Source organism: Streptomyces sp. NPDC006798 (assembly GCF_040635975.1).
In the GTDB taxonomy this organism is placed as follows: domain Bacteria; phylum Actinomycetota; class Actinomycetes; order Streptomycetales; family Streptomycetaceae; genus Streptomyces.
The window spans coordinates 58492-73557 of the sequence record NZ_JBEYIS010000030.1 but is presented as its reverse complement, the minus strand read 5'-3'; the positions used below and the strand labels follow the sequence as shown (position 1 = coordinate 73557).

The 15066-nt window shown below is 72.7% G+C and carries 11 protein-coding genes; 3 read left to right on the top strand and 8 right to left on the bottom strand.

Annotated elements, in window-relative coordinates:
- The first annotated feature begins 179 nt into the window (after nucleotides 1–179).
- Nucleotides 180–1232 carry a fatty acid desaturase gene (locus ABZ714_RS21210; RefSeq protein WP_358826819.1) on the top strand — a complete coding sequence of 351 codons (1053 nt, stop codon included), beginning with the start codon at nucleotides 180–182 and terminating at the stop codon, nucleotides 1230–1232.
- Entirely contained in the window at nucleotides 1232–1981 is a 750-nt protein-coding gene (locus ABZ714_RS21205) for a TetR/AcrR family transcriptional regulator (RefSeq protein WP_358826849.1), read from the top strand. The genes ABZ714_RS21210 and ABZ714_RS21205 overlap by 1 nt, the downstream gene beginning before the upstream one ends.
- 102 nt (nucleotides 1982–2083) lie before the next feature.
- On the opposite strand, the gene ABZ714_RS21200 is transcribed toward ABZ714_RS21205, so the two are convergent.
- Nucleotides 2084–2911 carry a trans-aconitate 2-methyltransferase gene (locus tag ABZ714_RS21200; protein ID WP_358826818.1) on the bottom strand — a complete coding sequence of 276 codons (828 nt, stop codon included), beginning with the start codon at nucleotides 2909–2911 and terminating at the stop codon, nucleotides 2084–2086.
- A 130-nt stretch (nucleotides 2912–3041) separates the two neighbouring features.
- Between ABZ714_RS21200 and ABZ714_RS21195 the strand changes: the two genes are divergently transcribed.
- The gene (locus ABZ714_RS21195) at nucleotides 3042–3539 is read left to right on the top strand and encodes a MarR family transcriptional regulator (protein WP_358826817.1); all 498 of its coding nucleotides are present in this window, start codon (nucleotides 3042–3044) and stop codon (nucleotides 3537–3539) included.
- On the opposite strand, the gene ABZ714_RS21190 is transcribed toward ABZ714_RS21195, so the two are convergent.
- From ABZ714_RS21190 to ABZ714_RS21160, 7 genes are all read right to left on the bottom strand, one after another.
- Entirely contained in the window at nucleotides 3498–4301 is an 804-nt protein-coding gene (locus tag ABZ714_RS21190) for a response regulator transcription factor (RefSeq protein WP_358826848.1), read from the bottom strand. The two genes, ABZ714_RS21195 and ABZ714_RS21190, sit on opposite strands and share 42 nt — an antisense overlap.
- 963 nt (nucleotides 4302–5264) lie before the next feature.
- Nucleotides 5265–6407, bottom strand: coding sequence for a galactokinase (gene galK, locus ABZ714_RS21185; RefSeq protein ID WP_358826816.1), 1143 nt, complete (start codon nucleotides 6405–6407; stop codon nucleotides 5265–5267).
- A complete protein-coding gene (galT, locus tag ABZ714_RS21180) occupies nucleotides 6404–7513 on the bottom strand; it encodes a galactose-1-phosphate uridylyltransferase (RefSeq protein ID WP_358826815.1) in 1110 nt (369 codons plus the stop codon). Before galT ends, galK begins: the two co-directional genes overlap by 4 nt.
- Before the next feature lie 134 nt (nucleotides 7514–7647).
- Nucleotides 7648–8361: a response regulator transcription factor gene (locus ABZ714_RS21175; protein WP_358826814.1), complete on the bottom strand. Its 714-nt coding sequence runs from the start codon at nucleotides 8359–8361 to the stop codon at nucleotides 7648–7650.
- A gap of 264 nt (nucleotides 8362–8625) precedes the next feature.
- A complete protein-coding gene (locus ABZ714_RS21170; RefSeq protein WP_358826813.1) occupies nucleotides 8626–10500 on the bottom strand; it encodes a PQQ-binding-like beta-propeller repeat protein in 1875 nt (624 codons plus the stop codon).
- A gap of 298 nt (nucleotides 10501–10798) precedes the next feature.
- Entirely contained in the window at nucleotides 10799–12853 is a 2055-nt protein-coding gene (locus ABZ714_RS21165; RefSeq protein WP_358826812.1) for a PQQ-binding-like beta-propeller repeat protein, read from the bottom strand.
- Between the two features lie 333 nt (nucleotides 12854–13186).
- On the bottom strand, nucleotides 13187–15004 hold the full coding sequence (locus ABZ714_RS21160; protein ID WP_358826811.1) for an ABC-F family ATP-binding cassette domain-containing protein: 1818 nt from the start codon (nucleotides 15002–15004) through the stop codon (nucleotides 13187–13189).
- Between the last annotated feature and the right edge of the window lie 62 nt (nucleotides 15005–15066).

The window sequence follows — 15066 nt, the reverse complement described above, 5'->3', positions numbered from 1 at the left end:
CGGCGGACCGCGCTGTCCGGCAGCTCCCAGGATAGGCGCCCTGGCACCCGGTGCCATCGAGTGGGGCTCTTGCCGCCGAGCTGAGCGCTGCCATACTTACGATGCCGTAGGTTACGCAGCCGTAGCACGGCTCAGACGCGGACATCTCCTACCATTCCTCACCCCCCAGGGGACCCTTCATGACGACTAGCCCCCATCTGCTCGACGACGCCCCGGGCCCGGAGGCGGAACCGGGCACGGCACCCGGCCCCCGTCCCGGCCCGGACGGCGCGCCCGCCGGGGGCGCCACCCCGCCCTCCGCCACCCTCGGCGGGGACGAGAAGGGGTCGATCGAACAGATCACCCTGCTCCTCTTCATCGCCGTCCCCTTCGTCGCCCTGGCCGCGGCGGTCCCGCTGGCCTGGGGCTGGGGGGTGAGCTGGCTGGATCTCGGCCTGCTGGTCGGGATGTACTTCATCGGCTGCCACGGCATCACCGTCGGCTACCACCGCTACTTCACCCACGGCTCGTTCAAGGCGAAGCGCCCGCTGCGGATCGCGCTGGCCGTCGCGGGCTCCCTCGCCGTCGAGGGCCCGGTGGTCCGCTGGGTCGCCGACCACCGCAAGCACCACAAGTTCTCCGACGCCGAGGGCGACCCCCACTCGCCGTGGCGGTACGGCGAGACGGTCCCCGCCCTGATGAAGGGCCTGTGGTGGGCGCATATCGGCTGGATGTTCGACGAGGAGCGGACACCGCAGCACAAGTACGCCCCCGATCTGATCAAGGACCCGGCGATCCGGGCGATCTCCCGCTACTTCGTCGTCCTCACCTTCTTCTCGCTGGCGCTCCCGGCGATCATCGGCGGTCTGGTGACGCTCTCCTGGTGGGGCGCCTTCACCGGCTTCTTCTGGGGGTCCCTGGTCCGGGTCGCCCTGCTGCACCACGTGACCTGGTCGATCAACTCGATCTGCCACGCCACGGGCAAGCGGCCGTTCCGATCACGTGATCGCTCGGGCAACGTGTGGTGGCTCGCGGTGCTCTCCTGCGGCGAGTCCTGGCACAACCTGCACCACGCCGATCCGACCTCGGCCCGCCACGGCGTACTGCGTGGCCAGGTCGATTCCAGTGCCCGGCTGATCCGCTGGTTCGAGAAGCTGGGGTGGGCGTACGACGTCCGCTGGCCCAGCGCCGAACGCGTCGAGGCCCGTCGCGCCACGTCCCCCCGGACCGGCGGAGCGGCCGACACGGCATGATGGACGATGTGGCGACCGACGGCAGCAGTACCCGGACCGAGACAACCGCAGCACCCGCGGCGAACGCAGCAAACGCGGCGGGCACGGCGAGCACGGTGAACCCGGCGAAGCCCCGAACCACCGCGCGGCGGGGGCGCCGGGTCCGGATGACCGGCGCCGAGCGCCGGGAACAACTGCTGGACATCGGTCGGGTGCTCTTCGCCGAGAAGGGCTTCGAAGGCACGTCGGTGGAGGAGATCGCCGCCACGGCGGGGGTGTCCAAGCCGGTGGTCTACGAGCACTTCGGCGGCAAGGAGGGGCTCTACGCGGTCGTCGTCGACCGGGAGATGCGCCAGCTGCTGGACATGGTGACCGGGGCGCTGACCGCCGGGCACCCCCGGGAGCTGCTGGAGCAGGCGGCCTTCGCCCTCCTCGACTACATCGAGCGGTACACCGACGGATTCCGGATCCTGGTCCGGGACTCGCCGGTGGCCCAGTCGACGGGCACGTTCGCCTCGCTGATCAGCGATATCGCCACCCAGGTCGAGGACATCCTGGGGATGGAGTTCAAGAACCGGGGTTTCGATCCCAAGCTGGCGCCGCTCTACGCCCAGGCTCTGGTCGGGATGGTGGCGCTGACGGGCCAGTGGTGGCTGGACGCCCGCCGCCCGCAGAAGTCCGAGGTCGCGGCGCATCTGGTGAATCTGGCGTGGCACGGCCTGGACGGCCTGGAGCAGCGGCCGCGCCTGGTGGGCCACCGCAGGAACTGACCGGCGACCCGTACCCGGCCCCCGCGCGGGATCCGGGTACGGGATCCGGGTACGGGGCGGGCTCGCGCCTCGCGGGCTCCGGCCCCGTACCCCCGCCTACCGCTACGCCTCCGGTGTACGGGCCACCGCGAAGATCCGGCGGAACGGGAAGACCGTGCCGTGCGGCCCCGCCGGATACGCCTTCCGCAGCAGATCGCGGTACTGCCCGAGGAAGGCGTCCACCGCATCCGCGTCGTCGCCCAGCTCCGTCAGTACGGGCCGCAGCGCCGTCCCCTTCACCCAGTCGAGGACCGGATCCTCCCCGGGCAGCAACTGGTAGTACGTGGTCTCCCAGGCGTCGGCGGCGCAGCCGAGACCGGTCAGCCGGTCGAGGTAGTCGGCCGGGTCGAGGACATGGGCGAAGTCCCGGCCCCGGCCCGCCAGCCGGGTCCGCCACTCCGGCAGCGCGCACAGGGTCCCCAGCAGGGCATGGCTGGGGGCCTCGTAATTTCCGGGGACCTGGAAGGCGAAGGCACCGCCGGGGGTGAGCGCGTCGATCCAGCGGGCGAAGGAATCGGCATGGCCGGGCACCCACTGGAGGGCCGCGTTGGAGACGATCAGGTCATAGGGCTCATCCGGCGTCCAGTACGCGGCGTCGGCCTCCCGGAAATCGAGCCGGCCGCCGCCCGGGGTGGCCCCCGCGTGCTCCTTCTCGGCGAGTGCCAGCATCTCCGGCGAATTGTCGAAGCCGGTGATCACGGCGGTCGGCCAGCGCTCGGCCAGCAGGGCCGTGACATTGCCGGGACCGCAGCCGATATCGGCGATCCGCGGCGGCCGGAGCCGGGCGGCGGGCGGCTCCGGCAGCCGGGCCAGCAGATCGAGGAACGGCCGGGCACGGTGACCCGAATGACGCAGGTACTGATGCGGATCCCAAATGGGTACGGAATTCACGGTAGAGCCCCCTCGCAGGAACATCGGGCCGAAACGGAACGAGTCGCGGCCCGTCCCTGCCCCACCATCCGCCACATTATCTCTTGACGTCAAGAGACTTCATATCGACAGACCCTCTACACTGATCGTCATGGAGGACGAGGTCGATCGACTGGTCGCAGCATGGCGCCGCGAGCGCCCCGACCTCGACGTGGAACCACTGGAAGTGCTCAGCCGCGTCTCCCGGCTGGCCCGGCATCTGGACCGGGCCCGCAGGATCGCGTTCTCGGAGCACGATCTGGAGCCGTGGGAGTTCGACGTCCTGACATCGCTGCGACGGGCGGGCGCGCCCTATCAGCTCTCCCCGGGACAACTGCTCACCCAGACCCTGGTGACCTCGGGCACCATGACCAACCGGATCGACCGGCTGGCGAAAAGAGACCTGGTCGAGCGGTTGCCCGACCCCTCCGACCGGCGCGGAGTCCTGGTCCGGCTCACCCCCGAAGGGCGTGATCGCGCCGATCGCGCGCTCGCCGGGCTGCTCGCCCAGGAACGCGCGATCCTCGCCGAACTCTCCCACGCCCAGCGGGCGGAACTGGCGGCGCTGCTACGCCAGCTGACCGCCCCGTTCGACAACATTCCCGGCTAGCTTCCCGGCCGGATCCGCCGGGCCGACCCCGGCCCGGCGGGCCAGCGCGACGGCGGCCAGCGTCGAATGCACCCCGAGCTTGCCGAGCACGTTCTGCATATGCGTCCGGACGGTGTGCGGCGACAGGAAGAGGCGCTCGGCGACCGCTTTGCGCCCCAGTCCGGCGACCATGCACCGCAGCACCTCGCGCTCCCGCGGGGTCAGCGACTCCACCAGCCGCTCGCTCTCCGTCCGGTGCTTGCGGGCCGCCGTCAGCTCCCGCAGCACACCCGTGAGCAGAGCGGGCGGCAGATGCGTCTCCTCCCGCAGTACGCCCCGGATCACGGCCAGCAGTCGCTGAAGTGAACAATCCTTGGCGACCCAGCCCGAGGCGCCCGCCTGGAGGGCCAGGGCCGCCCGGCGCGGATCGTCCTTCTCGGCGAGGACCACGCAACGGACCTCCGGCTGGCCGGAACGCACCCCCGAGACCAGGCTCAGACCGTCGACCAGCCGGTCCGGACCGTCCTCGCCGTCGTCCGCCACGGCCCGGGCCACCGGGGCGCGAACCCCCTGCGGCGGTACCGCCGCGGCGCCCAGATCGGCGTCCACCAGCATCACGTCGAACGGTCTGCCGTCGGCCGCGGCACGCTCCAGACATCGCAGGGCCGCGGGCCCGCTGCCCGCGGCCCCCACATCGACATCGGGCTCCGCCGCCATGGCCGCGGCCAGCGACTCGGCGAAGATTCGGTGGTCGTCCACCACCAGGACCCGGATACGGACCACAGACACACCCCCTGTGTCGGAGGACGGCTCGGTGCGGAAAACGCCGCCCGAGACGGACCGTCAGCCCCGCCCGGCCACTGCCGCGCCGTGACTGAATTACCCCACCCCGGGATTCGTACCCCGCTGTCTCGTCCCCAGATCAACACCGGCCCCCACCGGCGTTGACCATCAGAGTACGGACGGCGGGCGGAAGCGGAAGCGTATTTGCAGAACTGATGACCAGCTCTGGGGGATGGGTTGTACTGGAAGGTTACCCATGAGTTCGTTGGGATGCATGGGAAACGGGAGACTCGATCCGGAATCCGCGGAGCCCGGCTCCGGCGGGGCGATCGCCCGGTGATGGCGCGGCCCGGACACCGTCCCGGGCCGGGGATTCCTTGACACGCCGGACGCGGCGGGACGAGGCTGGTGGACACGGACCGGCTGATCCTGATGTATCACCACATCCAGGTATCCATCCACCAGTTGTACGGAAACTCCGGCGGGGCCTGAGCCCCTCCGCCGGGGCCGGTCCGGCGGGTCGGCGTCCCCCGACGTACGGCCCGTGGCCGCCCCAGGGTGCGGACCAGGCGGATCCCGGCGCGGGGTCACCGGCACCCCCTCCGCCGCCGCACCCCCGGGGCGGCACCCCCTGCGCTCCGCGCGTCCCGGTGACCCCGCGCCGCGGGCCCTCCGGGTTGCCGCCCCGAACCACCCGGGCCTCGCCCGGCGCCTTGGCTCTTCGAGTGAGGCCCACGCCACCCGTCCAGCCGGGCGAATGCCGTCGGGCGACCGCGCGCCGTCGGTGGCTTGTCGCGCAGTTCCCCGCGCCCCTGGTTGCCCTCCTCAACGCCCTTGGGAAGAGGTGGCCCCTCTTACCGAGGGCGGGGCCCTTTTCAAGGCCGAGCCACGGGCGGGCCGCGGACCGCCGACAACATCAAGTCGCCGGGCGCGGGACCCCGGGAGCACCCACGGCGGGGCCGGTCAGGGAGAGAGCGCGTGGGCGCCACGGGACGGAGGGGCCGGGTAGAAGCGGGGCGGCTTCAGCGAATGGGTTCGGAAGGCCGTCGTCAGGGCGCGGGACACCCGGGGGACCGACGGTGTCTCCAGGAGGACGATCACCGCTCCCCCGAACCCTCCCCCCGTCATCCGCGCGCCGAGCGCCCCCGCGCCGACCGCCGTGGCGACGGCCAGGTCCGTTTCGGGGCAGGAGACGGCGAAGTCGTCCCGGAGCGACGCGTGGCCCTCCGTGAGGACCGGGCCCAGGGCGGCGAAATCGCCCGCTTCGAGGAGCGCCGCCGCGCGTTCGACCCGGTGGTTCTCGGTGACGACGTGCCGGGCGAGCGCCCGCGCCCGGGGGTCCCGCAGCCGGGTGAGCGCCGGGGCGAGGTCTTCGTAGGGGATGTCCCGCAGGGTGGGGATCCCGAGCGCGCGGGCCGCCGCCTCGCAGCCCGCGCGGCGGCGGCCGTACTCGCCGTCGGCGTGGGCGTGCCGTACCCGGGTGTCGACGACGAGGAGCGTCAGTCCGGCGGCGGCGGGGTCGAAGGGGATGTGCCGCCGGGCCAGGTCGCGGGTGTCGAGGAGCAGCGCGTGTCCCGCCTCGGCGCAGGCGGACGCCATCTGGTCCATGATCCCGGTGGGCGCGCCGGTGTACTCGTTCTCGGCTGCCTGGCAGAGGCGGGCCAGTTCGGCCCGGTCGGCGGCGAGTTCGCCGAGTCCGTACAGGTCGGCGACGGCGAGGGCGGTGGCGACTTCGAGCGCGGCGGACGAGGAGAGGCCCGCTCCGGCCGGGAGGTCGGCGGTGACGGCGAGGTCCGCGCCGCCGACGGGGTGCCCGGCGGCGCGGAGCGCCCAGACGACGCCCGCCGGATAGTCCGTCCAGCCGCGCGGCCCGGACCCGGGCGCGAGTCCGGCGACGGGGAGCGCGACGGGGCCGGCGGGCGCGGCGTCGGAGCGGAGGGTCAGGATCCCGTCGTCGCGCCGGGTGGCCGTGACGGTGACGCCGAGGGGGAGGGCGAAGGGCAGGACGAGGCCGTCGTTGTAGTCGGTGTGCTCGCCGATGAGGTTGACCCGGCCGGGCGCCGTCCAGCGGCTCGTACGCCCCTCGCGGCCGTCGCGCCGGTTCACGCGCTCGCCACCTCCCGCAGCCGCCGGGCCGCGGCCTCCGGCGGTACGTCGTTCATGAAGGACCCCATACCGGACTCGGTCCCGGCCAAGTACTTGAGCCTGCCGGGGGCGCGGCGCACGGTGAAGAGTTCCAGGTGGAGTCCGAAGGCGTCCCGGCCGGGCGCCCGGAAGGGCGCCTGGTGCCAGGCCGAGACGTACGGGGTCGGGGGCTCCCCCGGCCCGAAGACCCGGTCGAGGCGGCGGAGCAGCTCCAGATAGACGCCGGGGAACTCGGCCCGTGCCGCGTCGTCGAGTTCGCGCAGATCGGGGGCGCGGCGCCGGGGGTGGAGCCGGATCTGGTACGGCCAGCGCGCGGCGTACGGCACATAGGCGGTCCAGTGGTCCCCGGCGATGACGACCCGGACGGCGTCGGCGGTCTCCCGGGCGACGGTGTCGTCGAAGAGGTTGCGGCCGGTCCGGGCCGTGTGGTCGGCGGAGGCCCGGAGCATGCGCCCGGTATGCGGGGTCACGAACGGGAACGCGTAGATCTGGCCGTGCGGATGGCCGAGGGTCACGCCGATCTCGGCGCCTCTGTTCTCGAAGCAGTAGACCTGTTCGATCCCGGGCCGGGCGGCGAGCGCGGCGGTGCGGTCGGTCCAGACGTCGAGGACGAGTCCGGCCCGGTCCTCGCCGAGGTCGGCGAAGGAGGCGTGGTGGTCGGAGGTGAAGCAGACGACTTCGCAGCGGCCGGTCTCCCCGGCGAGGGAGGGGAAGCGGTTCTCGAAGACGGCGACCTCGTAGCCGTCGGCGGGGATCTCGGTGGCCCGGCCGGGGCTGGAGGGGCAGAGGGGGCAGGCGTCGGACGGCGGGTGGTAGGTACGGGCCTGCCGGTGGGAGGCGATGACGACGGGTTCGCCGAGGAGGGGGTCGTACCGGATCTCGGAGCCGGTGGCGACGGGCCCGAGGGCCCGGGTGTCGGCGGCGGTCGCCCGGTCCGTACGGCCCGCCGCGCTCCCGGCCGGGGTACGGGCGTCCGCGCTCCCGGCCCGGGCCCTGTCGGCGTCGGCGTCGGCGTCGTAATAGAGCAGTTCACGGCCGTCGGCGAGCCGGATCGCGGTCTTCCTCACGGCGGATACCCTCTCATCCACCTCAACAGAAGCCAACATACCTCACCAGAATCCAACATCCCTGTCCGTCGTGCCATCCCGGCGGAAGCCCCGGCCCCGGCCCCGGTCCTCCCCCGGGGAACCCGGGGAACGGCTCAGCGGATCCGGCCCGGCTGCGGCGGCAAGGCGGGCAGGGCAGGCGCGGGCGGAGCCGCGCGGTCCAGCAGCCCCGTACGGGCCGCCAGGGCCGCGGCCTCCAGCCGGGAGCCGACGCCCAGCTTCATCAGCACCCGCTGGACATGGGTGCGCGCGGTGCTCGGGGCGATCCCCATCCCGGCGGCGATCAGCCGGGTGTCCTCGCCCTCGGCGACCCGGACCAGGACCTCCACCTCGCGCGGGGTCAGCAGCCGCAGCAGCCGCTGGCCCTCGTCGTCGGGCTGGGAGACCGGGTTGAGCAGTTCGGCGAAGGCGCCCTGGAGCAGCCCGGGGGCGACCACCGCCTCACCCGCCCTGGCCTTCATCATGGCGCGTTCGACGCCCTCGATCCGCTCGTCGTGGCGGACATAGCCCGAGGCTCCGGCCGCGAAGGCCGCGGCGATGCCCCAGGGGTTGGGGACCGGGCCGAGGACCACCACGGCGACCTGGGGCCGCTCCCGTTTGATCCGTACCACCGGGTCGAAGACGCCCGGTTCGGCCGGGGACGCGGTGCCCAGCAGGCACACCTCGGGCGCCCGGGAGACCACCAGGTCCGCCGCGCCCGTCACGGGGGCCGTCGCGGCCAGCACGCGGTGCCCGCGCAGTTTCAACGCCGAGGCGAGCGCCTCGGCGTGCAGTCTGTGATCGTCGACCACCATGAGCCGCACGCCCATCGAGCAACTCCCATCCCCCCGGTGCAACTTGCCCCGGCAAGCTACACGCCTGTTCGACATCGCGTGCCTCGAGTCGGCAGAAGTACCCAAGACTGCCGATTGAGCCACTCAACAGGGTCACTTATGACCATGGCATGACCACCGCATGACCAAAAGGCGGCGGCCCGGTACGGAAAGCTCCCGCACCGGGCCACTACTGTTCCGCGAATCAGCTTTCACCGCAGCAGTACCTGGGCCGCGAAGGGGCGAAAACCGGTCGCCTTTTTACTTTTGCGGCGTGAATGCAACTGCCAGATAGTCCTTGTCGGCTCCCGGACGGGGCTCGCTCATCAGCTCCTCGCTCATGTAGAGCCGGCCGTCGACGAACCGAAGCTCGCCGTCCCCGATGGCCATGGAGCGTTCGAGGTCCTTCGACTTCTCGTCGGCCGGATTACGCAGCAGCACCGTCGATTTCAGCGTATTCCCATTGATCCTGACGACCTGGCCGCCCTTGTCGTACGGGGCCTCCTGGTAGGCGATCACATCGTCGCCGTCCATCCGCAGCGGGTAGGAGGTGTAGCCGTCGCCCGCGTCGGCCCGGCCCGGCAGCGGCTTACCGGTGGTGAGGTCGTACGAGACGATCTCATTGGTACGGCGGACACTCTCACCGCCGCCGGTGTGGGGCGAGGTCGGCAGATAGAGCCGTCCGTTGCCGACGGCGACCTTGGTGCAGGACTCGACCTCGGTGGCGCCGCAGCGGGCCTCGAACCGGTCGCCGGTCGCCGAGACCTTCGTCAGCAGCTTGCCCTGCGCGTCGATGGAGAAGAAGTCCGAGATGCCGAACTTCCCGGTGTCGCCCACATCCGCCGCCACGACCAGCGGCTTGGTGCTGACGACACTGGCGTAGTCGACCCCGACGGGCATCTTGTACGAGAAGACGGGGCGGCCGGTCGCCGGGTCGAGCTGCTCGACCGAGAGCTGCTCGTTGTTGTAGCCGCCGCAGGAGCGGACGGCGACCAGGGCGGGTCCTCCGGCGTAGCCGCGGTCCTCGCAGTCGCCGTCGGACGTCGTCGGCTTCCAGCGGACCGTACCGTTGTTCAGGTCGAAGGCCGCGCCGCCGTCCAGACCGCCCGCGGCGACCGTCGTACCGCTGATGGTGACCTCGTCGAACCGGATCGGCCGGTCGCCGCCGAGCGGGGAGTTGACGGACTTCCGCCAGAGCAGCTTGCCGCTCGCCATGTCGATCACCCCGACCTCGGAACACGGCTGGTACCGGCCGGTGCCCGACTTGGTGGTCCTGGCGGGCTCGAAGAGGATCGCGGCCTTGTGGTCGGCGGACTGGTGGCGGGAGCCGCCGCAGGTCTGGCCGGGCAGCGGGATCTTCCAGAGGACGTTGCCCTTGTCCCGGTCGTAGCCGACGACCTCGGCGACACCCGGCTTCACATACGCCTTGTCCGTGACCCAGGAGCCCTTGAAGTCGGTGACATCGGTGATCGGCGGATGGTCGACGCTGAAGGCGAACCGGGCCTGGGGATCGTCCGGTACGGCCTCCTTGCCGCCGTCCTCGTCGCTCTGGCCGTCGCCGCCGTCGCTGCCGTCGCCGCCCTTCTTGCCCCCCTTGCCGCGGGAGGTGCTGGTGTCCTTCTTGCCGTCGTCGCCGACGGTCGCGTAGATCACGCCGCCGCCGATGATCAGCGCCACACAGGTGGCCGCGGCGATGATGATCTTCGCCTGGGCGCTGAGCTTCTTCTTCCCGCCGCCGGGGCCGCCCGGTCCGCCGGGGACCGGGGGCGCGGGCTGTCCGGGGTAGCCGTAGCCCTGGGGCTGGGGCTGGCCCGGATAGCCGTAGCCGGGCTGGGTGGGCGGCTGCTGCCCGTACGCCTGTCCCGGCGCCGGGGCCGGGGGCTGGGCGGGGTACGCGTAGCCGGGCTGGGTGGGCGGCTGCTGCGGATAGCCGTAGCCGGGCGGCGGGCTCTGCGGCGGTCCGGCCGGGGGCCCGGGCGGCGGGGCGGGCGGGCCCGGCGGCGGCGCCGGGTGCCCCTGGGGGGCCGGGGGCTGCGGCGGGCCGAAGCCGCCGGGCGGCGGGTCCTGGGGCGCGCCGAAGCCGCCGCCCTGCGGGGGCGGTCCGGACGGCGGGGGCGGGGGCGGCGGCTGTGTCATGACGGAACACCTCGGCAGAGGGAGAGCGGACAGAGGGAAGAAATGAGGGGACGGGGGCGGAGACGGGCGAGGCGCGAACTCCGTGTACGTACGGATTCCGGTTACGGAGTACGGAGTACGGAGCCGTACGACTGCCCGGCGCGGCCGTCCGGCCAGCGGGCCCGCGTTCATCGGCTGACGTGACGCACGGGCCGGCGGTTCCGGATCCGGATCTGGTTCCGGATCCGGATCCGGCCGGTGGGCGGGCGCCGGATCACCCGGCGCCCGGTACGGCGGCGATACCGCGCGGGCCCGGGTGTCAGGGACCGAACGCCAGCATCGTCGGTTTCGTCAGCTCCTCCTCGTCGCTGGACGCGCTGACCCGGCCCGGCACGATGAAGAGCCGACCGCCTTCGTAGAGGAGTCGCGCCGAGTAGAAGGAGTTCTCGGCCTCGGACGCGCCCCGGGGATGCCGCAGTACGGTCTTCGGCGCGCCGCCGCCCGGTGCGATGGTGGCGACCGCGCCCCCGGTGCCGTAGGAGGGCTCCCGGTAGACCACCACGTCACGGCCCTGCATCCGGAGCGGTACGGCGGTGGTGTCGCCGCCGGAGGGGGCCCGCCACTTGGCGCGGCCGGTGTTCAGATCGAAGGCGACGACCTGGTTGGCGCCGCCCGCGCGGACCGGCTCGGTGGCCATGTAGAGGGTGCTCGCGTCGGCGGCGACGCCCGTACAGCCCTCCAGGTTCTGGCCGAAGATGACGAGCGAGCCGCCGCAGCCGACCCGGAAGCGGTCCTTGCCCCCGGCGATCTGGGAGCGGACCTCGCCGTCGTCCTTCAGCGCCACCACGGTCCACTTCTTGGGCTCGCGCTGGATGAGGGAGACAACGACCGGAGCGGTGGAGTAGACCTTGTCGACCTCCCACCCGGCGGGCACGGCGAACGTCCAGCGCGCCTTGCCCGTGGCCGGGTCGATCTGCTGGAGCTGGTGTTTGGGCTTCTTGTAGTCGGAGGTGGGGCAGCTCACGGCGGCCAGCAGCTCCGGCCCGCCCGCGTAGGCGAACGGGCGGCAGCCGCTGCGCGGCCCGGCGAAGATCTGCTTCCCCGTCCGCATCGAGAAGCCGTACGACACCCCGGTGGCCCCGGCGGCGAGGGTGTCGCCGCTGATGGTGAGGGTGTGGTCGGAGAGTGCGAGGAAGCCGCGTTCGGCCGGGATCGCGGTCTTCCAGCCGACCTTGCCGGTGGCCAGGTCGACCAGGCGCAGATCACGGCAGCGGGCACCTTCCCCGGCGCCGTCCTTCACACCGACGACGATCGCGCCGGACGCGGAGGGCCGGGGTGTGGCCGAGCACAGCTCCTGCTCCAGCGGCAGGGTCCACTTCTTCCGGCCGTCACTTGCCGAATAGCCCACGACCTGCTTGTACATGGCCTTGACGACGGTGTCGCCGCGGACCCAGGGGCCGAAGACGGTGGCGCCGTTGCGCGGCAGGTCGACATCGTTCGTGGTGAGGAAGAGGGCCCGGGCGTCGCCGGGGGCGCGGCCCGCGTTGAGGTCCTTGCCGCCGTTCTCCCGGTCGCGGCCGTTCTCGATCCCGCTGCCCCGGCCGGGACCGGCGGACGGTTCGGACGCGGACGGTTCGGGGGTCGCCGACGCTCCGGCGACCGGCTTCTTCTCGCCGCCGCCGCCGTCGTCGTCGTCGCCGAGCAGGGCGTACGTACCGCCGCCGACGACCAGCAGCGCCGCGACGGACGCGGCGACGAGGACGACCGTACGGCGCTTGCGTCCACCGGCGGGGGCCGGGCCGCCGCCGGTGGCGCCCGGGGTTCCGGCGAAGCCGTCGGCGGGCGGGAACGGGGAGGCGTACGAGGCCTGGCTGCCGCCCTGGTACGGCTGGGCGAAACCTTGCTGCTGATGACCGCCGTCGTACGGGCCGCCGGGCGCGGCGGGCTGCTGGTACGCGCCCGGGGCCCGCTGCTCGTAACCGGAGGGCTGCCCGGGGCCGGTGCCGGTGCCGGTGCCGTAGGCGTACGGCTCGCCGCCGGGTATCGCGCCCTGCCCGTAGTGGCCGTACTGGCCGGGCTGACCGTACGGGCCCGGCGGGGCGGCGGGCGGCTGGACCGGGTGGCCCTGGTAGGAGCTCTGGTACGGGCCGGAGGCGTACGGTCCGCCCTGCTCCGGGGCGTACGGGGCGTACGGCGCGTCCGAAGCGGCGGGCGGGGCGGTGTACGGGCCCTGGCCGGGCGTCTCGTACGGGCTCCCCTGATACGGAACCGGGTCCGGGGCCGGGGCGTCTTCGGGGCCCCGCGGATCCCCGGCACGGGGATCCCGAGGGGCTTCATGGCCCCCCGGCGGCTGTTGGCTGGGCGGCTGGGACATCAGCGCATCCCCCTTCGTACGGTCCTGGGTCCGACGGCCTCCCCCGCTTTTCCGGTGCGCGCACGGCGCGCTGCTTGGCAGGTACCCGTATCCCGGAAAGGAGCGTTCCGGACCTGGAGCCGCGTTCTCACGGCAGTCGAGCGGAGCTTCTTTCTATCACCCGGACCGGCCGGTGAAAGGGCCGGTCCGCCGCCGTCACCAGGCATGGACCGGCTTGTGACGGCGCCGTTATGAAGCCTGCACCCGACCCTCACGGACCGGCGGCCGGGCCCGGATCCCGGACCCGGCGGGCCGCCGCCGGGCCGCCGCCGGGCCGCCGCCGAGGCACCGGCCTCAGACCTCGTCGGCCAACTCCAGCCAGCGGCCCTCCAGTTCCTCCCGCTGCCCCGCCAGCTCCCGCAGCTCGGCGTCCAGCTTCGCGACCCGGGCGAAATCGGTGGCGTCGGCCGCGATCTCGTCGTGGACCGCGGCCTCCTTCCCCGCCAGCTTGTCGAGCTGCCGCTCGATCCGCTGCAACTCCTTCTGCGCGGCCCGCAGCTCACCGGCCGACTTGGCCTTCGTCTCCGGCGCCGGGCCGTCCTTCCGCTCGGCGGGGGCCGCCGGGGCCGCCGCCTCCACGGCGTCGCGCCGCCGCTCCAGATACTCGTCGATACCGCGCGGCAGCATCCGCAGGGTCTGGTCCCCCAGCAGGGCCAGCACCCGGTCCGTGGTCCGCTCCACGAAGAACCGGTCGTGCGAGATGACCACCATGGAGCCCGGCCAGCCGTCGAGCAGATCCTCCAGCTGGGTCAGGGTCTCGATGTCGAGGTCGTTGGTGGGCTCGTCGAGGAAGAGCACATTCGGCTCGTCCATCAGCAGCCGCAGCAGCTGGAGCCGGCGGCGCTCACCGCCCGAGAGATCGCCGACCGGGGTCCACTGCTTCTCCTTGACGAAGCCGAACTGCTCGCACAGCTGCCCCGCCGTCATCTCCCGGCCCTTGCCGAGGTCGACCCGGTCCCGGATCTGCTGGACGGCCTCCAGGACCCGCAGCGTCGGCGGCAGCTCCGTGACGTCCTGGGAGAGATACGCCAGACGTACCGTCTTGCCGACGGTGACCCGACCGGCGGCGGGCTGCTTCTCGCCCTCCGACTCGGCGGCCTCGGCGAGCGCGCGCAGCAGGGACGTCTTCCCCGCGCCGTTCACCCCCACCAGACCGATCCGGTCGCCGGGGCCGAGCTGCCAGGTCAGATGGCGCAGCAGCACCTTGGGACCGGCCTGGACCGTCACGCCCTCCAGATCGAAGACCGTCTTGCCGAGCCGCGCGGAGGCGAACTTCATCAGCTCCGACGTGTCACGGGGCGGCGGCACATCGGCGATCAGCTCATTGGCGGCCTCGATGCGGTAGCGGGGCTTGGAGGTACGGGCCGGGGCGCCGCGGCGCAGCCACGCCAGCTCCTTGCGCATCAGGTTCTGCCGCTTCACCTCCTCGGTCGCGGCGATCCGCTCCCGTTCGGCCCGGGCGAAGACGTAGTCGCTGTAGCCGCCCTCGTACTCGTAGACCGCGCCCCGCTGGACGTCCCACATCCGGGTACAGACCTGGTCGAGGAACCAGCGGTCGTGGGTGACGCAGACCAGCGCCGAGCGGCGGGCCCGCAGATGGGCGGCGAGCCAGGAGATGCCCTCGACGTCCAGATGGTTCGTCGGCTCGTCCAGCACGATCAGGTCCTGCTCGGCGATGAGCAGCTTCGCCAGGGCGATCCGGCGGCGCTCACCGCCCGAGAGGGGGCCGATCACGGTGTCCAGGCCCTCGGGGAAACCGGGCAGCGACAGGCCGCCGAAGAGCCCCGTCAGCACATCCCGGATCTTGGCGCTGCCCGCCCACTCGTGATCGGCGAGATCGCCGATGACCTCGTGCCGGATGGTGGCCTCGGGGTCGAGGGAGTCGTGCTGGGTGAGCACCCCGGCCCGCAGCCCGCCGCTCTGGGTGACCCGCCCGCTGTCCGGCTCCTCCAGCTTCGCCAGCAGCCGGATCAGGGTCGTCTTGCCGTCGCCGTTGCGGCCCACCACCCCGATCCGGTCGCCTTCGGAGACGCCGAGGGACACGGAGTCGAGCAGGGCACGGGTTCCGTACACCTTGCTGACGGCCTCGACATTGACCAGATTGACGGCCATTTCTCTCCTGCGTAGGGCGAGTGGATCGGCCTCCCAGGGTAGTCGGCGCGCGGCCCACCGGC